The following is a 19,172-nucleotide window of genomic DNA, read 5'->3' on the forward strand; positions in this document are numbered from 1 at the left end:
CACAGATAGATGCCGGTGGAGCATTGACCTTAGGCGGTGGCAGCATTGAGGCCATCACTGCTAGATCAACGGGCGCATGCTTTCGCCCGGCCCCTCCCAGCCCGCGATGCGTGCCAGTTCCACTGCATCAAGTACCTCGCAACTCCGTCCTTGCCAGTGGATGAGACCCTTGTTCGAAAGCTTGCGCAAGGTCTTGTTCGTGTGAACGATGGACAGTCCCAATGTATCAGCGACATGCTGCTGGGTCAGCGGAATGGTGACCCGCCCTCCATTTAACCCGACCGAAACGGCCCGTTCATGAAGAAAGGCCAGGAGATAGGCCGCGCGCTCCAGGGCGGTGCGTCGGCCCAGGCTCAGCAGATGATCGTCCAGCATGCGCTCCTCGCGCGCGGCCAGCCAGGTCACGTCGAAGCCCAGTCCGGGATGATTGCGGAAAAGTTCGTCAAGCTGGTCGCGCTGAAAGACGCATAGGACCAGCGGGGAAAGGGCCTCCACCGAGTGCTCCATTTCACCGATCACCGAGCCCTGCAGGCCAACCAGATCGCCGGGCAGGATGTAGTTGAGAATCTGCCGGCGCCCGTCATCGAGCATTTTGAACCGAAATGCCCAACCTGACAGCAAGGTGAAAAGATGGGCGCTATGCGCGCCTTCGCTCAGAATGGTGGTGCCTGCCTCCGCGGTCATTTCCCCCGCTTTGAAGCTGGAAACGAATGCGAGTTCGCCAGGCGAGAAGTCGCGGAACACAGGGAGGCCGCGCAACGGGCATTGTTCACAGGACACTCTGCGACCCGATGAAGGGAGAACAAGACTCAATTGAAATGCCTGACGCTTTAGCTTTTGGAAACCAAACGCAGCAGCCTCAGCGCGCGTTCCCCGCATGTCAAAGTTAAATGACAGAACTGCCCCTGGGGGCGATCAGTGGCCTTCACCATCGGAAAGCGCAGCAATGTCGAGTAATGGGGCGATACTCATCGTCGAGACCGAATTCATCATCGCCCTGGGCATCCAGAATACCCTCCAGACCCTGGGCTTGTCGGAGGTCGTTCTGGCCAAGAGCCCTGACGAGGCCGCCGCCCTGCTGGAGGACTGGTCGATCCTCGCCCTGGCGATCGTCGAGATCGAAGTCGACAAGCCCGGCCTGATCGAATTTGCGCTGCAACTGGTGCGGCATGGGGTAACCGTCATCGGGCTCAGCGCCGATAGCCGACTGGTCGATGGTTTGCCAGAACTGCCCGGCATACCCATTCTCATCAAGCCGCTGCCTGACGCCGATCTGGCCCAGACCATCCGGTCCCGTCTCGATCAGAAGCTATGATTGCCGGACGTCACCTGCGCAGACACAGCGTCCGGACCATAATCGGACTCGCCGCTGATCTTGAGCAGTTCGGTCAGGCGGGTGCGCGCCCGGCTCACCCGGCTCTTCATCGTGCCCACGGCACAATCGCAGATCGACGCCGCTTCTTCATAGGAAAAGCCCGAAGCCCCAATCAGGATGATCGCTTCGCGCTGGTCATCGGGAAGCTTGGTCAGCGCCGCTTTGAAGTCCTCCAGATCCATCGATCCATATTGGGATGGGTGCACGGACAGCCGTTCGGTGAAGGCGCCATCGGTGTCCTGCACCTCGCGCCCACGCTTACGCATCTGGCTATAGAACTCATTGCGCAGAATGGTGAAGAGCCACGCCTTGATATTGGTGCCCATTTCGAAGCTGGACTGCTTGGCCCAGGCCTTCATCACGGTGTCCTGCACCAGGTCGTCGGCTTTGTCGTGCTTGCCGGTCAGCGATACGGCAAAGGCGCGCAGGCTGGGCAAGGTCGCGAGCATCTCGCGTTTGAACGAGGTTCCCTCGGCGCTCATGCGATTACTCTCCACCGCGATCGGCAGACTTGTCACTCTGAGCCTTTTCCGCGCTATCGAGCTTTTCGAGCAGATCCAGGAGCTGATCAGGCACGCCTTCGTCCTGAACTGCGCCATAAAGGGCGCGGAGCCGCGACCCGATATCCGAGGTCGGACCGAGCCCATCATCGGCCCGCCCCGCCTGCATGCGCACACGTTGCTGGGTCACCAGATTATCCTTTTTCATTCCGTATTCGACCGATCAGTCTTAATTTTCCGCGCTGTACCGTGGCCCCAATGCGCGAGCCAGGAGAAAAGTTCCCGCCCAATTGGAACTTTCTTTGACCCAACACGTTTTGGGCCTTCGTGAGGTAAAGAACAACAAGCGTCACCCGGGAGTTTTCGTCTATGTCCTTGTCCACGCGGATCGCACCGCATCTGCCCTATCTGCGGCGTTTTTCTCGCGCCGTTACAGGTTCGCAGACCTCCGGCGATGCCTATGTCGCCGCCACCCTTGAAGCTCTGATTGCCGACATCTCCCTATTCCCCGAGGCCAGCACAGACCGCATTGCGCTTTATAAACTGTTCTCCGCACTATTCTCCTCGACTGCCGTGAACGTGCCCCAGCCCGCTTCAGGCTTCGCCTGGGAACAGCGCGCCGCCGCCAATCTGGCCAACCTCGCCCCGCTGCCGCGCCAGGCCTTCCTGCTTGTGGCGGTCGAAGGGTTCAGTCACGCCCAGGGCGCCGAGATTCTGTCGATGAGCGAGGAAGAATTCGCCGGCCTGCTCGACGAAGCCTCGACCGAAATCTCCCGCCAGGTCGCCACCGAGATCATGATCATCGAGGATGAGCCCCTGATCGCCATGGACATCGAACAGATGGTCCAGAGCCTGGGGCACAAAGTGGTCAGCATTGCCCGTACCCATAAGGAGGCGGTCAACCTGTTCGACAAGACCAGGCCGCGCATGATCCTGGCCGACATTCAGCTTGCCGACGGCAGTTCCGGCATCGACGCGGTCAACGATATTCTCAACACCCATTCGGTGCCTGTTATTTTTATCACCGCCTTCCCGGAGCGTCTGCTCACCGGAGAGCGTCCCGAACCCACTTTCCTGGTTACCAAGCCGTTCAACCCCGACATGGTCAAGGCGCTGATCAGCCAGGCCCTGTTCTTTGACGAAGGATCAAGAGCTGCGGCCTGATCGTTCAAAAGGTTCAAAAATTAAAGGTCGGCGCAAGCCGGCCTTTTTCTTGCACTTTGGAACTGGCTTCCCTGACCAGGCGTTTAATAGACAAGTTTCCAAACTTGGAGTTTGTCATGTTGTACTATGCGCTTGTTTTTCTCGTCATCGCACTCATTGCTGGCGTTCTTGGCTTTGGCGGCATCGCCGGGGCATCCGCGGGCATTGCGCAGATTCTGTTCTTCCTATTCCTGGCGTTTCTGGTTGTCTCGCTGGTGGTGGGCCTCTTCCGCCGGACCTAAACAGAAACGCAGAGCACGACATAAGAGCGGCACCCCAAACGGCGCCGCTCTTGTTTATTCAAGGTGCGGGAAACCAGGTCCCGATCTGCCCGGTCGCCCAATAGACGGTGAGGCCAATCCACTCCCGCATCGCGGTCGAAGTCGTCACGAGATTTTCGACCGGATCGGCGAGGTCTAGCCCGAACATTTCCGACCCCGTGCTTCGGAAGTCGGTGGGCCAGGGAACCACATCAATGCCTTGCATCCGGAATAATCCGACGGACCGGGGCATATGAAAAGCGGAGGTGACCAGAACGGTCTGGCCAGCGCCTTGCTCCAGAATGTCCCGGGTAAAGGCAGCATTCTCGATCGTATTGCGCGAATGCGCCTCAAGGATCAGGCGGGTCTCGTCCACACCCTGTTCCACAAAAAAGCGCCGGGCGGTTTCGGCCTCGCTTTCCGCTTCTGGGCTAAGTGAGCCCCCCCCGCCAGAAAGCACGATCTTGGCGTTGGGGTAGCGACGCGCCAACCAGAGCGTCGTGGTCAACCGCTCGCCGGCGCTATTGAAAGCAACGGTCTGGCGAAAGGCGCTGACATGGGAATCGGTCGCGCCACCGAGCATGATAATGGCGCCAACGTTATCGGGTGGCGTTGCCGGCACGGCAAACCGGTTCTCCAGCGGTCCGATAGCGACGTAGCCCAGGCTTGTATAGCCAATCAGCCCCGTCAGTGTCAGCGCCAGCACCAGGGCGGCAATGGCACTCCTGCGGCGGCGCAAGACCAGCAGCACCAGGCCGGCCAGAACAAGCAGAAACAGGATGCTGACCGGCTGCGCGACCAGCCAGAACAGTTTGGAAACAACAAAGAACATGCGGCCCACAACCTCGCGCGGATGCGGGTAAATCCCGCTTTTTCGCTTGCTATCTCACAAGCTTCTGGTTTTCTACCAGACGGTCAAGATTGCCAGCGAAATAATAAGGCAGTCGCCAGTCAGGAAGCGTCCGTTACGGACCAATGGTGAGCATGAAGCAGGCAGCGCCCGCAAAAGCGGAGCCATCGCCGGTTGTAGAACTGCGCGACCTTCACAAGTCCTTTGGAGCCCTGGAAGTGCTCAAGGGCATTTCCTTTACCGCGCGCGAGGGGCAGGTCGTCTCACTCATCGGGTCGTCCGGATCAGGCAAGTCCACGCTGCTGCGCTGCATCAACATGCTCGAAATTCCCGATAGCGGCGACGTCCTGATCGACGGCGAGATGATCAGCCTCAAGGGCAATGGCCAGGGCCGCAGCATTGGCGACGAGCACCAGATCCGCCGCATCCGCTCCGAATTAGGCATGGTGTTCCAGTCCTTCAATCTCTGGGCGCATATGACGGTGCTGGAAAACGTCATGGAAGCGCCACTGATCGTGCAGAAGCGCGCCCGGCCCGAGGTCGAGGCCGAGGCCCGCGCCATGCTGGAAAAGGTTGGGATCGGCGCCAAGGCCGATGCCTATCCCGCCCAATTGTCCGGTGGCCAGCAGCAGCGGGCCGCCATTGCCCGGGCGCTTTGCATCAATCCCCGCGTCATGCTGTTTGACGAACCCACCTCCGCACTCGACCCCGAACTGGAAGTCGAGGTGTTGCGCGTCATCAAGCTGTTGGCCGACGAAGGCCGCACCATGGTGTTGGTCACTCATGACATGGAATTTGCCCGCTCGGTTTCGGACCGCGTGATCTTCCTGCATCGGGGCCTCATTGAGGAGGAGGGGTCGCCCGAAGAGGTCTTCGGCGCCACCAAATCGGCCCGCCTGAAGCAATTTCTCAATGCCGCCAGCCATAGCTGACACGCATGGAAAACGACCCGGAAAACCGGGCGCCACCACTAGACGAACAATCATACGGAGAACGACCATGAAGAAGATGATGTTGGCAGCCGCCGCTGTTCTGGCGCTGGGCACCCCTGCCTTGGCGCAGGACACTGTGCGCATTGCTACCGAAGGCGCTTACGCCCCCTGGAACTTCCTCAATGACGCGGGCGAACCAGCCGGCTTCGAGATCGATCTGGGCAATGCCATCTGCGAGACCGCCGGCCTCTCCTGCCAATGGGTCATCAATGACTGGGATTCCATCATCCCGAACCTGCTCGCGGGCAATTACGACCTGATCATGGCCGGCATGTCGATCACTGAGGAGCGCCTCGAGACCATCGACTTCTCGGACAACTACTTCCCGCCCGACCCGTCCAAATTTGTCGCCACCGCTGGCGCCAACCTCGATTTTGCCATGCTCTCGGGCGCCCGCGTCGGCGTGCAGGGCGGCACCATCCAGGCGGCCTATGCCGAAGAAAATCTGGGCGGCGCTAATACCATTGTCGCGTTCTCCACTGCCGACCAGGCCATGGCCGACCTTGCCGCGGGCAATCTCGACACCATCCTGGCCGATGGCGCCTATCTCGAGCCAGTGGTTGACGCCTCCAATGGCGCCATCGAGTTTGTCGGCGAAGACGTCATGATCGGTTCGGGCGTGGGCGCTGGTATCCGCAAGGAAGACGGTGAACTCAAGGGCAAGATCGACGCCGCTTTGGCCACGCTCAAGGCAGACGGCACCGTCGACGCGCTGATCGCGCAGTGGTTCGACGGCAAGGGCCCCTACTTCGCCGAATAATTTCTGACCTATCCGGCCTCTCCCGGTTCCACCGGGGGAGGCGCAACCGCGGACTGGCGGCATGATCGAAGACCTGACCTACTGGCTCAGCTACATCACTAATGGCAAGCACCTGACCTGGTATGCCAGCTTTCAGTTCACGGTCTATGCCGCCCTTCTCGGCGGCGCGTTGGCGGTGGTCTTCGGGCTGACCGGCGCAACGCTCAAGAATTCGCGCTTCTTTGTACTGCGCCTGATCGGCTCGATCTATTCGTCCATCGTCCGCGGCGTGCCCGATGTGCTGTTCTTCCTGTTTTTCCCGCTCGCCTTCGAGCAGGGCGTGGAGTGGTTGGTCGCAACCCAGGTCTGTTCACCCGAAGCCATCGCGGCCCAGACCGCGCTGTGGCCGCCTTGCCGGGATGCCAACTGGTTCCTGGGCACGACCGAATATCTGCTATTAGCCAGCGTCTCGCTCGGCCTCGTCTATGGCGCCTTTGCCACCAATGTCATTCACGGCGCCATGCGCGCCGTACCGGCCGGACAGCTCGAGGCGGCGCGCGCCTATGGCATGAGCGCAAGCCAGGTGCTCTGGCGTGTCCACATCCGGCAGATGTGGGTCTACGCCCTACCCGGCCTCTCCAATGTCTGGATGTTGATCATCAAGGCGACCTCGCTGCTCTCGCTGCTGCAGATCGCCGATATCGTGCTTTGGGCCGATCGTCTCGGAGCACCCAATTTCCTGCCCGCAGTCGGCCTGGTCCATGACGACTGGCGCTGGCGCTATTACCTGGTGCTTTTCGTTTTCTATATCCTGGTGACCTGGCTGTCCGAGCGCGCCTTCGAGGCCATCATGCGCCGCGCCGGGCGCGGCATTCTTTCCGAGGTACCGGCCTGATGCAGGGGTTCTTCAACGATCTGGCCATCATGGCCCCGGCGGTGATGTTCAACATCTATTTCGCCGCGGCCTCGATCCCGCTCGGCTTCGTCTTCGCCGTCTTTCTGGCGCTGGGCAAGGCCTCGTCCAACCCGCTGATCAACCGGTTGTCGCGTGGCTATATCTACGCTTTCCGCGGCTCACCGCTCTTCATCCAGCTTTTTATGTTCTATTCTCTGGCGCTGTCGCTCAATATCAGCGTCTGGCGGCCTCTGGGTATTTCCGGCTTTGTCCTGCACCCGCTTTTCGTGGGGCCGCTCGTGCTGGTGCTCAACACCGCTGCCTACACGGCCGAGATCTTCTATGGGGCGCTGCGGGCCGTGCCGCGCGGCGCCGTGGAGGCCGCCAGGGCCTATGGCATGAGCCGCAGCCAGCAATTCCGTCGGGTGGTCTGGCCCAACCTCATCCGTCTCGCCTGGCCGGCCTATACCAATGAAGTCATTTTTCTCTTCCACTGCACGGCCCTCATCTATTTCGCCCTGCCCGTGATCGGGCCGCAGGCCGACCTGATGATCACCGCCAAGACCCTGTTCGAGCGCGATTATAATGCCTTCCTGCATTTTTCCGTGGCGGCACTCTATTTTCTCGCGGTCTCGCTGGTGGTTTTCTTCCTGTTCGGGCTGGTCTATCAGCGGCTGATGCGCCATCTGCCACCGCAGCCCGGCCTGCGCTACGTCCCTAAATGGTTCCGCTAAGACAATGACTTTCCAGCAGCATTCGAGCGTGCTCACCGGGGACGCTCCGGGCCAGACGACCACACTTTACTGGTACACCGCCGGGCCCGAAGATGCCCCGACCAAAGTGCATCTGCAGGCCGCGCTTCACGCCGACGAACAGCCGGGCACCATGGCGCTGCATCACCTGCTGCCCATGCTGCGCGATGCCGATGCCGCCGCAAAGCTCAACGCGCGCTTTGTCGTCTTTCCTTCGGTCAACCCGCTGGGCCTGGCGACCCGCCTATTGCGCCGCCATATCGGCCGCTATGATCTTGAGACCGGCGTCAATTTCAATCGCCGCTGGCCTGATCTCTACCCGGCGATTGCCGGGGATATTGCGGGAAAGCTGACCGGCGATCCGGCCGAGAACCTGCGAACCATTCGCGGCGCCGTGGGGGCATGGATCGACCAGCAGCAACCGGCCACGGCGGCACAGCGGCTCCGCCTGCTGATCCTCAAATCCGCCCATGACGCAGATATCATGCTCGACCTGCACTGCGACGATGAGAGCCTGAAACACATCTTCACCTCGCCCGACCTCATGCCCGGCCTGCAGGACCTGGCCGATCGCATGCAGGCGGCCGCAACCCTGACCGCCGAAGACAGTGGCGGTGGCTCCTTCGACGAGGTGCTGCCCAATCTCTACCGCAAGGCCCAGCGCGCCAATCCAGACCTTCCCATACCCATGGGCGCCGAAACCGCGACGCTGGAATATCGCGGCCAGGCGGACACTCACGACGCTATTGGCCGTGAAGATGCGCAAGGGCTGTTCGATTTCTTCGCCGGCCGCGACCTGATCGTTGCCACGCCCGAGCCAGCCACACCCGCCCCCGGCCCCACTCCTTTCGAGGCTACAGAAGTGCTGCGGGCCGACCGGCCGGGCCTATTGGCCTACCGCGTTGCCCTCGGCGACCGGGTCAAAAAGGGTGACATCGTGGTCGACATCATCGCCATGGATGGCCCGGATGCCTTCCTGGCCCGCACACCGCTGCACGCAGGAACAGATGGGTTCATCCTCTCCCGCGCCAGCGCCAAATATGTCGTGGCCGGGGCCTCTGTGGCCAAAATCGTGGGCACCGAAATCCTGCCCATGCGCGCCGGCGGCTATCTGCTTGAGGACTGACGTCCAGTTAGTCAGACCGCGGCGGGCCAGTTGAGGGGTTCAGCTTCGCGTTATTGCCGACAAGTATTCACCCCACGCTCAGCGCCCCGTCAATCCCCATTGCGCATGCTCAAGCGCAGTCATGACACCGCGCAGTTCGGCGAGCCCCTTCATACGGCCAATGGTGGGATAGCCCGGCTGGGAGCGTCGACCCAGGTCGTCAAGAATATCCTGGCCATGGTCCGGGCGCATGGGGATTTCCCAATCCCTGCGCCCCTCGGCCTTGCGGCGGCGCTCCTCGGTCAGAATAGCGGCGATTAGAGCCACCATATCGGTGTCGCCGCCTAGATGCTCCGCCTCATAGAACGATCCGGCAATGTCTTGGCCATCGCGTTTCACATTGCGCAGGTGCAGGAAATGCACCTTGGGGCCGAAGCGCTCCATCATGCCGGGCAGGTCATTGTCCGGCCGCGCCCCCAGCGAACCGGAACACAGCGTCATGCCATTGGCGGGGCTGTCAACGGCGTCGAGAATGTACCTGTAGTCCGCCTCGGTCGACATGATACGCGGCAGGCCCAGAAGTGCGAATGGCGGGTCGTCAGGGTGGCAGCAGAGCCTGAGGCCGAGATCTTCGGCCACCGGCACCACCTCTTCGAGGAAATTGACGAAATGCTCGCGCAACTGCTCGCGGCTGATCGCGCCATATTCGTCAAGATGGGCCTGCACGTCAGTCAGTGTCATGGATTCGGTCGAACCCGGCAGACCCATGGTGACATTGCGGGCCAGCTGCGTCTTGTCGTCCTCGCTCATGGCGACGAAACGCCGTGCCGCTTCATCGGCAATGGCATTGGTGAAATCGACCGCCGCCCCCGGGCGCTTGAGGATATGAATGTCGAACGCCGCGAAATCATTGATATCGAAGCGCATGCAGGAGCCGCCATTGGGCACCGTCCACCTGAGATCCGTGCGTGTCCAATCCAATACCGGCATGAAATTGTAGCAAATGGTCTCGATGCCGCTCTCTGCCAGATGCTTCATCGAAATCTTGTAATTGGCGATATGCTCGCGCCAGTCGCCCTTCTGCTTCTTGATATCCTCGCTGACCGGCAGGCTTTCCACCACATCCCAGGTCAGGCCCGACGCCGACCCGTCCTTGCGGGTGGCAATCTCGCTGTGACGCTTGGCGATTTCCTCTTGGGTCCAGACCACACCATTGGGCACATGGTGCAGCGCACTCACGACGCCCGCGGCGCCGGCCTGGGTAATATCGTCTATGCTGGTGAGGTCCTTGGGGCCGAACCACCGCCACGTCTGTCGCAAGTCAAAACTCCTCTCTTGTATGGAAGTTCAATGCCACATCTGGACCTGCTTCGGAAGCCTCAATCATTGGCCAGCGCGATGAGCGTATCGACGTGGCATGGGGTGCCCGCCCGGCACCAGCAAGCCAGGTTTTTGCCGCCCAGCGCGTGTCGAATATCGGCGTGTGACGGACGCGGGCGATCCGCGTCGATTTCACCCGCCATCCAACGCGCATGGCGCGCCACGGCCTCGGCCTGCGCCGCATCCTTGCCAAGGCCGGTCTCCGCCATCACGGCGGCAATGGTGAAGGGATTGCCCCAGGGCCCCGGCCGCGCGACAGATTGGGCCGGTAATCCGTTGAGCGCCTGGGAGGTCGCCTGCAGGTCAAAACCCGCCCGCCGCGAAAGCACAATTCGAGCTGGTCTCATTTGCGCATATTCCTATCATAGACGAATTTGGGCATTTCCCACTTTAGCACCAAAGCCAGAACGCGCAGCGTAAAGCCGCTGGCAATGCCGACCAGCACCATCAGGTCGCCCGGCATCTCGTTGACAAGGCCCAGATAATAGATCGTCCCGGTCACCAGCGAGACCGTCGCATAAAGCTCGCCCTGAAAGATCAGTGGGATATCGTTGCACAACACATCGCGCAACACGCCGCCGGCCGTCCCCGTGACCATGCCGGCGACAATAACGATGATGGGATGCACACCCGCTTCAATGCCGATATTGCAGCCAATAACGGTAAAGACCACCAGGCCCAGCGCATCGAGCAGCAGAAACGGCCATTTCAGCCGATCCACCAGCCGCGCCAGCGGAATTGTCAGCAGCGCCGCCCCGCAAACCAGCAACAGAACATAGGGGTTTTTCACCCAGATCAGCGGGTAGTGATCGAGCAAAATGTCACGCAGGGTGCCCCCACCCAATGCGGTCACACACGCGATCAGACATACCCCGAACCAATCCATATTGCGCCGTCCCGCTGCCAGGGCCGCCGTCATGGCCTCCACTGTTATGGCGATGTAAAAGGCGATGAGCAGCATGGCGCATTTTCTCCGATGCGTCGAAACCGGGTTGCCCGGACGAGCTTAGCCCATCAGGATTGACCCGTCGCCTCTACCCCAGGCAAGCCCCATGCGCCAACCTCGCACTGTCCAAGCCCTTGAAGCATTCGGCCGCGTCCGCTTGAGCGACAGCTTCTTCATGCGCGATTTTCTCTATTCCGAGATTGCCGCCATCAATGGCTTTCCCAACCTGCCGGACGACCCCGATCTAGCCATTATGGCGGGACGGCGCCTGTGCGAGGACCTGCTCGAGCCGCTTCAAGCACGTTTCGGGCGTCTTTCGGTCCGCTCAGCCTATCGCTCACCCCAGGTCAATGGCTTCGGCAACGCCCATAAGCTCAACTGCTCGACCAATGAGAAGAATTTTGCCGGCCATATCTGGGATCGGCGCGATGAACAGGGACGCATGGGCGCCACCGCCTGCATCGTCGTCAACCGCTTCATTCCCTATTACGAGCGAACCGGCGATTGGGAGGCCATGGCCTGGTGGGTACATGATCACCTGCCCTATTCCGACATGGAGTTTTTTCCCAAATTCGCGGCCTTCAACCTGCAATGGCGCCAAGACCCGGCGCGCTCGATTTATAGCTTTATCCCACCCTGCCGCGGTCGCCTGACCAAGCCGGGCATGGCCAATTGGGCGGGACGGCACGAGGGAGCCTATGCATCGATGCTGGATGAGATCGGCTAGATGAAATCCTGCCGCATGGGCGTAAACACATCCACCAGGCGGCCCTTCTCCAGCGCCACGACACCATGAACCAGGCCCGATGGCACAATGAAGCTACCGCCCTGTCCGACCACTTCGGTCTTGCCGTCGATCGTGACCTCGAAGCTGCCCTCGATAACATAGCTGACCTGGATGTGCGGGTGGCTATGCGGCGCACCGACAGCGCCCTTCTCAAAGCCGAATTCGACCTGCATCAGCTCCGGAGTATGGATCAGCACCCGTCTTGTATTGCCGGGGGCCAGTTCGGTCCACCCGGTGGCATCGGGCTGCGCAAAAAACATCTGTTCAGTCATTTTGATTACCTCGCCAGCCAGCCGCCATCGACCGGAATGACGGCGCCATGCATGTAGTTGGAAGCCGGGGCGAGCAGGAACACCGCCGCATCACCAATATCGGAAGGCACGCCCCAGCGGCCCGCCGGAATGCGCCCCAAAATGGACGCCGACCGGTTCGGATCGTTACGCAGGGCCTCTGTATTATTGGTTTCGATATAGCCTGGTGCCACCGCATTCACATTGATGCCCCTGGCGGCCCATTCATTGGCGAGCAAGCGGGTAATGCCCAGCACCCCACTTTTTGACGCCGTATAGCTGGCGACGCGAATGCCGCCCTGAAAACTCAGCATGGAGGCAACGTTGACGATCCGGGCATTGCGTTCCGCCCCAATGGCCTTCCGCCCCAGGGACTGGCTAAGGAAAAACATCGTCTTGAGGTTGATATCCATCACCGAGTCCCAATCGTCCTCGGTAAAGTCCAGCGCATCCACCCGCTTGATAATGCCGGCATTGTTGACCAGCCCGTCGATTGGGCCGTGCTTGTCCCAGACCGCGTCGAACATGACCTGCGCATCGCGGGTCGAGCCGAGATCGGCCTGCACGGCGATCAGCTCGGCGCCAATAGTGGCCATTTGAGCGACGGTCTCATCCATGGGCGAGCGGCCCACTCCGATGACCTTGCCGCCGGCCCGACCGATGCTGAGGGCAATGCCCTGACCGATGCCGGTATTGGCGCCGGTGACCATCACGGTCTTGCCCGCAAGGGAAAAAGCGCTGAGATCCATCAGCGCAGATCCGTCATTTCGACTTTCTCGACATCGGTGTAGTCGACATTGTCACCGGCCATGGCCCAGATGAAGGTATAGGCGCCGGTGCCCGCACCGCAATGGATCGACCATGGCGGGGAGAGGATCGCCTGCTCGTTGCGCACAATCAGGTGGCGGCTCTCATCCGGCTCACCCATTAGGTGCACCACGAAGGCGTCCGGCTTGAGATCGAAATAGAGATAGGCCTCCATGCGGCGGTCATGCACATGGGCGGGCATGGTGTTCCACACCGAACCCGGCGCAAACTGGGTCAGCCCCACCACGAGCTGGCAGGTTTTGACACTGTCCGCATTCACATATTGGAAGATCGAACGCTCATTGGCGGTTTCATTGCTGCCCAGATCCAGCCGCTTGGCATTGCTCTTTTGCAGCAGCGTCGTTCGATAGCTGGCATGCGCTGGCGCGCTCAGCAGATAGAACTTGGCGCCCTCGCCGGCAAAAAGCACATCCTTTGCGCCCATGCCGATATAGAGCATGTCGCGCGGCCCAACGGCATGATCGGCCCCATCGGCAGAAATCGTGCCCGCCTCACCGATATTGACCGCAATCATCTCCCGCCGGTCGAGGAAATTGGCCGTGCCGGTCGGCTTGATGGCATCGAGTTTGAGCGCGCCACCATTGGGAACGGCCCCACCCACCGCCATGCGGTCATAATGGGTATAGGTCCAGCGCACCTCGCCGGCGGCAAACAGGTCGTCGATCAGGAAATTCTCCCGCAATTCGTCCGTGCCCATGGCCGCGGCCGCGGAAGGGTCGATAGCAAAGCGAATGTCGAAATCGGTACTCATGAAAATGTCCTACTTTTTGAGGCTTTGTTCCGCCAGGCGGGCCCGATACCGCTCCTGGCTACGCGAAAGGTGATCGCGCATGGCTTCGCGCGCGCCATCGGCGTTGCGGGCCGCAATCGCGTTCAAAATGCGCCGGTGTTCTTCGTGCAATCCCGCCTGATAATCATGGGTCAACACGCTTTCGGTCCCCCATGGCGAAGCGACATCGCAAGGTATGGTACGGCTGCCCAGCGCATCGAGCACTTCAAGATAGAAGGGATTATTGGTGGCCGCAGCGATGGCCCGGTGAAAGGCGAAATCCGTTTTGCCGGTGGGATTGCCCTCGGCCAGGAGCCGGCCGAATTCATTCCACGCCTCGTGAATGGCGGCCACCTGGCTGGCACTATGCCGCTCTGCCGCAAGACCGGCAGATTCGATTTCAATCCCCATGCGCACTTCGAGCACATTGAGTGCGACGGAAATCTTGTTCGAGCCCTCGCCCGCAATGGTGCTGAACGTCGAACTCGCCTGCGCCATCACGAAGACGCCGGCACCCTGGCGCGGCTGCACCATGCCATCGGCGGCAAGCGCGGCAATCGCCTCGCGCACCACCGTGCGGCTGACCCCGAATGTGGTGGTCAACTGGCTCTCGGTCGGCAGCTTTTCGCCCGGGCCGAATTCCCCCGCGCCGATGCGCTTGCGCAGCGCATCGACGACCATTTCAGCCAGTTTTGGCTTGCGGTTGGGAAGGGAAAAACCAGTCACGGACATGGCATCACCGAAACACGCCCGGCAGCCACAGCGACAAGGCGGGAATATAGGTGACCAGTGCCAGCACCAGAATGCCCGCCAGATAGAACGGCCAGACGCTGCGCATGGCAGCCCAGATCGAGATCTTGCCCACGGCGGCAGCCACGAACTGCACCGGTCCCAGCGGCGGCGTATTAAGGCCAATGCCCAGATTGAGGATCATGATCACCCCGAAATGCACCGGGTCGACGCCGAAGCTGGTGACCATGGGCAGGAAAATGGGAGTGGTGATGATGATCAGCGGCCCCATATCCATAAAGGTGCCCAATATCAGCAGGAGCACATTGATCAGCAGCAGCACCATCAGCGGGTCGGACGTGAGCTGGCCGACAAACTCGGTCAGGATTGGCGCCACCTTGAGATAGGCCATCAACCAGCCGAACGAGGCGGCCGCGCCGATGATGAACAGCACCATGGCTGTGGTCCGCACCGCGCCAGTCACGCAATGGACGAAATTGGACCAGTTCATCGTGCGATAGACCAGCAGCGTCACCAGGAACGCGTAGATCACCGCAATGCACGAGCTTTCCGTGGCCGTGAAGATGCCCGAGCGCACACCGCCGAAGATAATGGCAATGAGCAACAGGCCCGGGATGGAAATCAGGAAATATTGCAGGGCCTTGCTGAACCCCGGAAACGGCTCGGTCGGATAGCCGCGGCGGCGCGCAACCACATAGGCGGTGAACATCAGCGCCAGGGCCAGCAGCAGGCCCGGAATGACGCCGGCGGTGAACAGATCGGCAATCGAGATACGGCCGCCACCGGACAGCGAATAGATGATCATATTGTGGCTGGGCGGCAGCAGCAGCGCAATCAGCGCCGCCATTGAGGTGACATTGACTGCATAATCGGCACCATAGCCACGGGCCTTCATCTGCGGGATCATGATGCCGCCCACCGCGGCCGCCTCGGCAACAGCCGAGCCCGAGATTCCACCGAAAAGGGTGGAGGCCACCACATTGACCTGGCCCAATCCGCCCCGGATATGGCCCACGACCGCCCCGGCAAAGGCGATGATCCGCGCCGCAATGCCGCCGCGCATCATCAGGTCGCCGGCGAAGATGAAGAACGGAATGGCCAGGAGCGTAAAGGGCGAGACGCCCGAATTGAGCTGCTGGAACACCACCACAGGCGGCCGGCCCAGATAGACGATGGTGGCAAAGCTGGCAATGCCGAGGGAAAAGGCGATAGGCGTGCCCACCACCATGAGCAGGCCAAACGTGCCGAAGAGAATCCAGTATTCCATTTTGCCTAGGCCTCGTTGACGGCGTGTTCGGTGGTTTCGGCATCGACCGGTTCACCGGCAAGCCTCAAAGCCATGCGCTCGGCAATGAACAGGCAGATCAGAACGCCGGACACCACGATGGGAAGATAGGTGAAGGTCTGCGGCAGGCCGAGCACGGGGATGCGTACGCCCCAGCCCCGAATGGCCAGTTCCAGCCCATACCAGACCATGCCGAAAGCGAAGGCAAAAATGGCAATGTCGCTGATACCGCGCAGCCAGGGCTTGGCACTATTGGGCAGCGCATAGAGCAGCACATCGAAGCCCATATGGAACTTCTCGCGCACGCCGACCGCGGCGCCCAGGAAAATGAACCAGCTCATGATCATGATCGAGGCGCCTTCCGTCCATGGCGGCGAGGCATTGATCACATAGCGCATGAAAACCTGATAGGCGACAACGATGGTCATGACGACCAGGCCTGTTCCCGCAAGCCAAAGAGCGGCAGTCGATATCGCGCCAAACACGCGGCTAGCTGCCAGGAGCCCGTTTTTCATCGGCTCATTCTCCCAGATAAGAGCCCGGGCCGGCCGCAAGCCGGCCCGGAAAATCGCATCAGCCCTCAGTGGCCTGAATGCGGGCGACCAGATCCTGCAGCTTGGGATCGGTCACATATTTTTCGTAGACCGGCTTCATCGCATCGATGAAGGGCTGCTTGTCGACCTCATTGATGGTCACGCCCAGGGCCTCAACCTTGGCCTTGGATTCGACTTCCTTGGCGGTCCAGAGCTCACGCTGATAGGCCACTGATTCCTTGGCGGCCTCGCGCATGGCGGCCTGGTCTTCGGCGCTCAGACCGTCCCAGACGATCTTGGAGACGACCAGCACTTCGGGCACCATCAGGTGCTCGTCCAGCGAATAGAACTGGGCGACTTCGGCGTGGCCGGCGGTGTCATAGCTGGGATAGTTGTTCTCGGCGCCGTCGATCACGCCGGTCTGGATGCTCGAATAAACTTCGCCATAGGGCATCGGGGTGGCATTGCCGCCCAAGGCGCCGACCATGTCCACGAAAATGTCCGAGCCCATGACACGGAATTTGAGGCCTTCCATGTCAGCAGGCGAATTGATCGGCTTCTGGCTGTTGTAGAACGAGCGGGCGCCGCCATCGTAGTAAGCCAGCGCGACCACATCCACGGCGTCGAAGGCGGCCAGGATTTCCTCGCCGATCGGACCGTCGAGCACATTGTGGAAATGCTCGGCGGAGCGGAAGATATAGGGCAGCTGCGTGACGGTCGCTTCAGGCACCTGGGTGCCGAAGGCGCCGATGGAGATTCGGTTGAGATCGATGACGCCGAACTGGGTCTGCTCGATCGTGTCGGCTTCCTGACCGAGCTGGGCCGAGTGGAACACTTCCACCGAATAGCGGCCGTCGGTTTTTTCGCTCAGCAATTCGCCGAACTTCTTGACCGCCTCGACAGTCGGATAGCCGTCCGGATGCGTATCGGACGAGCGCAGCACCGTCTGGGCGCTGGCCGCCGAAACCATAAGTGTAGACGCGACGACGGCAGCAGCCGCCATCTTAGGCAGATGAAACATAGTTGTCCTCCCAATGAGTTACTGGCAAGGGATGGGCCGGCCCGAACGCCGCTGCCACCGATGCCGCAGATGCACGGACGAGATATTCTCCCCTGATCCCAAGACCCGCAGTCGCATGTTCCAACGTCCGCGTGCCTGACGTCAATCTTGTATGGAAGATGAAAATCCGTGTCAACACATCTTCCATACCAGTTTCGTTTCTATGCCGCACCACGAGCTGCGCGACCGGGAATCCGGCCATATCCGAACCGGATTCGGAACACTCCCCTCCATCGATCCTGCGCCGCCTCCAGAAAGAAGATAGGACAGCAGGACCGCGTGCAGGATGACGCTATGCGTCCCCGATCAATCAGTCAACATACAACTTTTGGAACGTTGTATGATGACTTTTCACAAGGTACCTTCTCGGCCACAAAAAACCTCCCGGAGCCGAGGCTCCGGGAGGTTGCTCTATATGGCAAAGGGCCGTTCGCAGAACGGTCCGCGACTAGATGTGGATGGCACCGTCGCCGAGCGACAGCGCGGCCTCGCGAATGGCTTCGCTCAGGGTCGGGTGCGCATGAGTGGTCCGCGCCAGATCTTCTGAGGCGCCGGAGAATTCCATCAGCGTCACCAGCTCATGGATCATCTCGCCAGCATTCTTGCCCACGATATGCGCGCCCAGCACCCGATCGGTCTCGACATCGGCAAGGATCTTCACAAAGCCCTGCGTGGCCAGCATCGCCTTGGCGCGGCCATTGGCGGTGAAGGGGAATTTGCCGATCTTGTAATTGACGCCTTCGGCCTTGAGCTCGTCCTCGGTCTTACCCACCGAAGCCACTTCGGGATTGGTATAGACCACAGCCGGGATGCCGGCATAGTTCACATGGCCGGCCTGACCGGCCAGGATTTCAGCGACGGCAATGCCCTCGTCCTCAGCCTTATGCGCCAGCATCGGGCCGGCAATCACGTCGCCGATGGCATAGATGCCATCCACCGAGCTCTTGAAGTGGCCGTCCACACGCACCCGGCCGCGCTCGTCCAGCGCCACGCCTGCAATATCGAGACCCAGCCCTTCGGTGAACGGCTTGCGGCCGATGGCGACCAGCGCCACATCGGCGTCGAGCTCCTCGGCCTCGCCGCCCTTGGCCGCTTCCACCTTGACCTTGAGCGAGCCGTCTTCCTGCTTATCGATGCCAGCAACCTTGCTCGACAGCTTGAACTCCATGCCTTGCTTTTGCAGCATACGCTGGAATTGCCGGGCCACTTCGCTATCCATGCCGGGCAGGATGCGATCGAGATATTCCACCACGGTCACCTGGGCACCAAGCCGCATCCAGACCGAGCCCAGTTCCAGCCCGATCACGCCCGCGCCGATAACGACGAGCTTGTTGGGAACCTGTTCCAGCGTCAGCGCGCCCGTCGAGGTGACGATCCGCTTTTCGTCGATTTCGATGCCCGGCAGATTGGCCGAAACCGAACCGCTGGCAATAACGATATTCTTGGTGGCGATTTCGGTCTGCGCGCCGGTCTGTGGCGTCACCAGCACCTTGCCCGCAGCCGGGATTGACCCGATGCCGCGGAACACGGTGATCTTGTTCTTCTTGAACAGATAATCGACCCCACCGACATTGGACGCCACGGTTTCAGACCGGTGGGTCATCATCTGCTTGAGATTGAGCTGCGGGGCGGGAATATCGATGCCCAGCGCCTTGAAACCGTGCCCGGCCTCTTCAAACAGTTCCGAAGCATGCAACAGCGCTTTTGAGGGGATACAGCCAATGTTGAGGCAGGTGCCGCCAAGGGTCGCCCATTTTTCCACCACAGCCACCTTCATGCCCAGCTGCGCCGCGCGGATCGCGCAGACATAGCCGCCCGGGCCCGAGCCGATGATGGTAAGGTCGAATTGGTCTGCCATTGTCCTAAAGCCTCA

24 protein-coding genes are annotated in these 19,172 nt (G+C 60.8%); 9 read left to right on the forward strand and 15 right to left on the reverse strand.

The features are described from left to right. Positions 1-60: 60 nt before the first annotated feature. Entirely contained in the window at positions 61-813 is a 753-nt protein-coding gene (locus tag V8Z65_RS13100; RefSeq protein WP_338720593.1) for a Crp/Fnr family transcriptional regulator, read from the reverse strand. 133 nt (positions 814-946) lie between these two features. Between V8Z65_RS13100 and V8Z65_RS13105 the strand changes: the two genes are divergently transcribed. Continuing rightward, positions 947-1,315, forward strand: a complete 369-nt coding sequence (locus V8Z65_RS13105) for a hypothetical protein (protein ID WP_338720594.1) — start codon at positions 947-949, stop codon at positions 1,313-1,315. Here V8Z65_RS13105 and V8Z65_RS13110 read toward each other — a convergent pair. Then, complete coding sequence (locus V8Z65_RS13110; RefSeq protein WP_338720595.1) at positions 1,303-1,857, reverse strand: RNA polymerase sigma factor; 555 nt, start codon at positions 1,855-1,857, stop codon at positions 1,303-1,305. The two genes, V8Z65_RS13105 and V8Z65_RS13110, sit on opposite strands and share 13 nt — an antisense overlap. 4 nt (positions 1,858-1,861) lie before the next feature. Beyond that, a complete protein-coding gene (locus V8Z65_RS13115; protein WP_338720596.1) occupies positions 1,862-2,083 on the reverse strand; it encodes a NepR family anti-sigma factor in 222 nt (73 codons plus the stop codon). A gap of 161 nt (positions 2,084-2,244) precedes the next feature. Here V8Z65_RS13115 and V8Z65_RS13120 point away from each other — a divergent pair, with 161 nt between their 5' ends. Both V8Z65_RS13120 and V8Z65_RS13125 read left to right on the forward strand, forming a co-directional pair. Further along, positions 2,245-3,039: a response regulator gene (locus tag V8Z65_RS13120; protein WP_338720597.1), complete on the forward strand. Its 795-nt coding sequence runs from the start codon at positions 2,245-2,247 to the stop codon at positions 3,037-3,039. A 116-nt stretch (positions 3,040-3,155) separates the two neighbouring features. After that, the gene (locus tag V8Z65_RS13125) at positions 3,156-3,320 is read left to right on the forward strand and encodes a DUF1328 domain-containing protein (RefSeq protein WP_338720598.1); all 165 of its coding nucleotides are present in this window, start codon (positions 3,156-3,158) and stop codon (positions 3,318-3,320) included. A 58-nt stretch (positions 3,321-3,378) separates the two neighbouring features. Here the strand turns inward: V8Z65_RS13125 and V8Z65_RS13130 are convergent, their stop codons facing one another. Beyond that, complete coding sequence (locus tag V8Z65_RS13130; protein WP_338720599.1) at positions 3,379-4,170, reverse strand: YdcF family protein; 792 nt, start codon at positions 4,168-4,170, stop codon at positions 3,379-3,381. A 152-nt stretch (positions 4,171-4,322) separates the two neighbouring features. Here V8Z65_RS13130 and V8Z65_RS13135 point away from each other — a divergent pair, with 152 nt between their 5' ends. The 5 genes from V8Z65_RS13135 (at position 4,323) to V8Z65_RS13155 (ending at position 8,692) form a co-directional block, all read left to right on the forward strand. Further along, complete coding sequence (locus tag V8Z65_RS13135; protein WP_338720600.1) at positions 4,323-5,120, forward strand: amino acid ABC transporter ATP-binding protein; 798 nt, start codon at positions 4,323-4,325, stop codon at positions 5,118-5,120. 67 nt (positions 5,121-5,187) lie between these two features. Continuing rightward, a complete protein-coding gene (locus V8Z65_RS13140; protein ID WP_338720601.1) occupies positions 5,188-5,940 on the forward strand; it encodes a transporter substrate-binding domain-containing protein in 753 nt (250 codons plus the stop codon). Positions 5,941-6,001: 61 nt separating this feature from the next. Further along, on the forward strand, positions 6,002-6,814 hold the full coding sequence (locus V8Z65_RS13145; protein ID WP_338720602.1) for an ABC transporter permease subunit: 813 nt from the start codon (positions 6,002-6,004) through the stop codon (positions 6,812-6,814). Continuing rightward, the gene (locus V8Z65_RS13150) at positions 6,814-7,548 is read left to right on the forward strand and encodes an ABC transporter permease subunit (protein WP_338720603.1); all 735 of its coding nucleotides are present in this window, start codon (positions 6,814-6,816) and stop codon (positions 7,546-7,548) included. Before V8Z65_RS13145 ends, V8Z65_RS13150 begins: the two co-directional genes overlap by 1 nt. 4 nt (positions 7,549-7,552) lie before the next feature. Continuing rightward, positions 7,553-8,692, forward strand: coding sequence for a succinylglutamate desuccinylase/aspartoacylase family protein (locus V8Z65_RS13155; RefSeq protein WP_338720604.1), 1,140 nt, complete (start codon positions 7,553-7,555; stop codon positions 8,690-8,692). Between the two features lie 78 nt (positions 8,693-8,770). On the opposite strand, the gene uxuA is transcribed toward V8Z65_RS13155, so the two are convergent. Genes uxuA through V8Z65_RS13170 form a run of 3 tightly spaced genes read right to left on the reverse strand, consistent with a single transcriptional unit; the run spans position 8,771 to position 11,012 of the window. Further along, positions 8,771-9,991, reverse strand: a complete 1,221-nt coding sequence (gene uxuA, locus V8Z65_RS13160; protein WP_338720605.1) for a mannonate dehydratase — start codon at positions 9,989-9,991, stop codon at positions 8,771-8,773. A 59-nt stretch (positions 9,992-10,050) separates the two neighbouring features. Continuing rightward, the gene (locus tag V8Z65_RS13165; RefSeq protein ID WP_338720606.1) at positions 10,051-10,398 is read right to left on the reverse strand and encodes a DUF4326 domain-containing protein; all 348 of its coding nucleotides are present in this window, start codon (positions 10,396-10,398) and stop codon (positions 10,051-10,053) included. Then, complete coding sequence (locus V8Z65_RS13170) at positions 10,395-11,012, reverse strand: trimeric intracellular cation channel family protein (protein ID WP_338720607.1); 618 nt, start codon at positions 11,010-11,012, stop codon at positions 10,395-10,397. Before V8Z65_RS13170 ends, V8Z65_RS13165 begins: the two co-directional genes overlap by 4 nt. A 91-nt stretch (positions 11,013-11,103) precedes the next feature. On the opposite strand from V8Z65_RS13170, the gene V8Z65_RS13175 reads away from it, so the two are divergent. Beyond that, positions 11,104-11,724 (forward strand): hypothetical protein, encoded by a 621-nt coding sequence (locus V8Z65_RS13175; RefSeq protein ID WP_338720608.1) that lies wholly within the window; start codon positions 11,104-11,106, stop codon positions 11,722-11,724. On the opposite strand, the gene V8Z65_RS13180 is transcribed toward V8Z65_RS13175, so the two are convergent. From V8Z65_RS13180 to lpdA, 8 genes are all read right to left on the reverse strand, one after another. Continuing rightward, positions 11,721-12,056, reverse strand: coding sequence for a cupin domain-containing protein (locus V8Z65_RS13180; protein ID WP_338720609.1), 336 nt, complete (start codon positions 12,054-12,056; stop codon positions 11,721-11,723). The two genes, V8Z65_RS13175 and V8Z65_RS13180, sit on opposite strands and share 4 nt — an antisense overlap. Before the next feature lie 5 nt (positions 12,057-12,061). Beyond that, the gene (gene kduD, locus V8Z65_RS13185) at positions 12,062-12,823 is read right to left on the reverse strand and encodes a 2-dehydro-3-deoxy-D-gluconate 5-dehydrogenase KduD (protein ID WP_338720610.1); all 762 of its coding nucleotides are present in this window, start codon (positions 12,821-12,823) and stop codon (positions 12,062-12,064) included. After that, positions 12,823-13,653 carry a 5-dehydro-4-deoxy-D-glucuronate isomerase gene (gene kduI, locus V8Z65_RS13190; RefSeq protein ID WP_338720611.1) on the reverse strand — a complete coding sequence of 277 codons (831 nt, stop codon included), beginning with the start codon at positions 13,651-13,653 and terminating at the stop codon, positions 12,823-12,825. The genes kduD and kduI overlap by 1 nt, the downstream gene beginning before the upstream one ends. Before the next feature lie 9 nt (positions 13,654-13,662). After that, positions 13,663-14,403: a FadR/GntR family transcriptional regulator gene (locus V8Z65_RS13195; protein WP_338720612.1), complete on the reverse strand. Its 741-nt coding sequence runs from the start codon at positions 14,401-14,403 to the stop codon at positions 13,663-13,665. Positions 14,404-14,407: 4 nt separating this feature from the next. Further along, positions 14,408-15,688 carry a TRAP transporter large permease gene (locus V8Z65_RS13200; protein WP_338720613.1) on the reverse strand — a complete coding sequence of 427 codons (1,281 nt, stop codon included), beginning with the start codon at positions 15,686-15,688 and terminating at the stop codon, positions 14,408-14,410. Positions 15,689-15,693: 5 nt separating this feature from the next. Then, positions 15,694-16,221 (reverse strand): TRAP transporter small permease, encoded by a 528-nt coding sequence (locus V8Z65_RS13205; protein ID WP_338720614.1) that lies wholly within the window; start codon positions 16,219-16,221, stop codon positions 15,694-15,696. A 58-nt stretch (positions 16,222-16,279) separates the two neighbouring features. Continuing rightward, complete coding sequence (locus V8Z65_RS13210; protein ID WP_338720615.1) at positions 16,280-17,260, reverse strand: TRAP transporter substrate-binding protein; 981 nt, start codon at positions 17,258-17,260, stop codon at positions 16,280-16,282. A 487-nt stretch (positions 17,261-17,747) separates the two neighbouring features. Next, on the reverse strand, positions 17,748-19,157 hold the full coding sequence (gene lpdA, locus V8Z65_RS13215; RefSeq protein ID WP_338720617.1) for a dihydrolipoyl dehydrogenase: 1,410 nt from the start codon (positions 19,155-19,157) through the stop codon (positions 17,748-17,750). Positions 19,158-19,172 lie beyond the last annotated feature (15 nt).

The sequence above is a fragment of the Devosia sp. XK-2 genome, from assembly GCF_037113415.1.
In the GTDB taxonomy this organism is placed as follows: domain Bacteria; phylum Pseudomonadota; class Alphaproteobacteria; order Rhizobiales; family Devosiaceae; genus Devosia.

Bases quoted from the DNA above. Each gene is read 5' to 3' on its own strand.
- V8Z65_RS13110 (WP_338720595.1), bottom strand. From the start codon at position 1,857: ATGAGCGCCGAGGGAACCTCGTTCAAACGCGAGATGCTCGCGACCTTG.
- V8Z65_RS13150 (WP_338720603.1), top strand. From the start codon at position 6,814: ATGCAGGGGTTCTTCAACGATCTGGCCATCATGGCCCCGGCGGTGATG.
- V8Z65_RS13120 (WP_338720597.1), top strand. From the start codon at position 2,245: ATGTCCTTGTCCACGCGGATCGCACCGCATCTGCCCTATCTGCGGCGT.
- V8Z65_RS13175 (WP_338720608.1), top strand. From the start codon at position 11,104: ATGCGCCAACCTCGCACTGTCCAAGCCCTTGAAGCATTCGGCCGCGTC.
- V8Z65_RS13165 (WP_338720606.1), bottom strand. From the start codon at position 10,398: ATGAGACCAGCTCGAATTGTGCTTTCGCGGCGGGCGGGTTTTGACCTG.
- V8Z65_RS13145 (WP_338720602.1), top strand. From the start codon at position 6,002: ATGATCGAAGACCTGACCTACTGGCTCAGCTACATCACTAATGGCAAG.
- V8Z65_RS13115 (WP_338720596.1), bottom strand. From the start codon at position 2,083: ATGAAAAAGGATAATCTGGTGACCCAGCAACGTGTGCGCATGCAGGCG.
- V8Z65_RS13170 (WP_338720607.1), bottom strand. From the start codon at position 11,012: ATGCTGCTCATCGCCTTTTACATCGCCATAACAGTGGAGGCCATGACG.
- V8Z65_RS13130 (WP_338720599.1), bottom strand. From the start codon at position 4,170: ATGTTCTTTGTTGTTTCCAAACTGTTCTGGCTGGTCGCGCAGCCGGTC.
- V8Z65_RS13135 (WP_338720600.1), top strand. From the start codon at position 4,323: ATGAAGCAGGCAGCGCCCGCAAAAGCGGAGCCATCGCCGGTTGTAGAA.
- V8Z65_RS13180 (WP_338720609.1), bottom strand. From the start codon at position 12,056: ATGACTGAACAGATGTTTTTTGCGCAGCCCGATGCCACCGGGTGGACC.
- V8Z65_RS13125 (WP_338720598.1), top strand. From the start codon at position 3,156: ATGTTGTACTATGCGCTTGTTTTTCTCGTCATCGCACTCATTGCTGGC.
- kduD (WP_338720610.1), bottom strand. From the start codon at position 12,823: ATGGATCTCAGCGCTTTTTCCCTTGCGGGCAAGACCGTGATGGTCACC.
- V8Z65_RS13140 (WP_338720601.1), top strand. From the start codon at position 5,188: ATGAAGAAGATGATGTTGGCAGCCGCCGCTGTTCTGGCGCTGGGCACC.
- V8Z65_RS13195 (WP_338720612.1), bottom strand. From the start codon at position 14,403: ATGTCCGTGACTGGTTTTTCCCTTCCCAACCGCAAGCCAAAACTGGCT.
- V8Z65_RS13155 (WP_338720604.1), top strand. From the start codon at position 7,553: ATGACTTTCCAGCAGCATTCGAGCGTGCTCACCGGGGACGCTCCGGGC.
- V8Z65_RS13205 (WP_338720614.1), bottom strand. From the start codon at position 16,221: ATGAAAAACGGGCTCCTGGCAGCTAGCCGCGTGTTTGGCGCGATATCG.
- V8Z65_RS13210 (WP_338720615.1), bottom strand. From the start codon at position 17,260: ATGTTTCATCTGCCTAAGATGGCGGCTGCTGCCGTCGTCGCGTCTACA.
- V8Z65_RS13105 (WP_338720594.1), top strand. From the start codon at position 947: ATGTCGAGTAATGGGGCGATACTCATCGTCGAGACCGAATTCATCATC.
- V8Z65_RS13200 (WP_338720613.1), bottom strand. From the start codon at position 15,688: ATGGAATACTGGATTCTCTTCGGCACGTTTGGCCTGCTCATGGTGGTG.
- lpdA (WP_338720617.1), bottom strand. From the start codon at position 19,157: ATGGCAGACCAATTCGACCTTACCATCATCGGCTCGGGCCCGGGCGGC.
- kduI (WP_338720611.1), bottom strand. From the start codon at position 13,653: ATGAGTACCGATTTCGACATTCGCTTTGCTATCGACCCTTCCGCGGCC.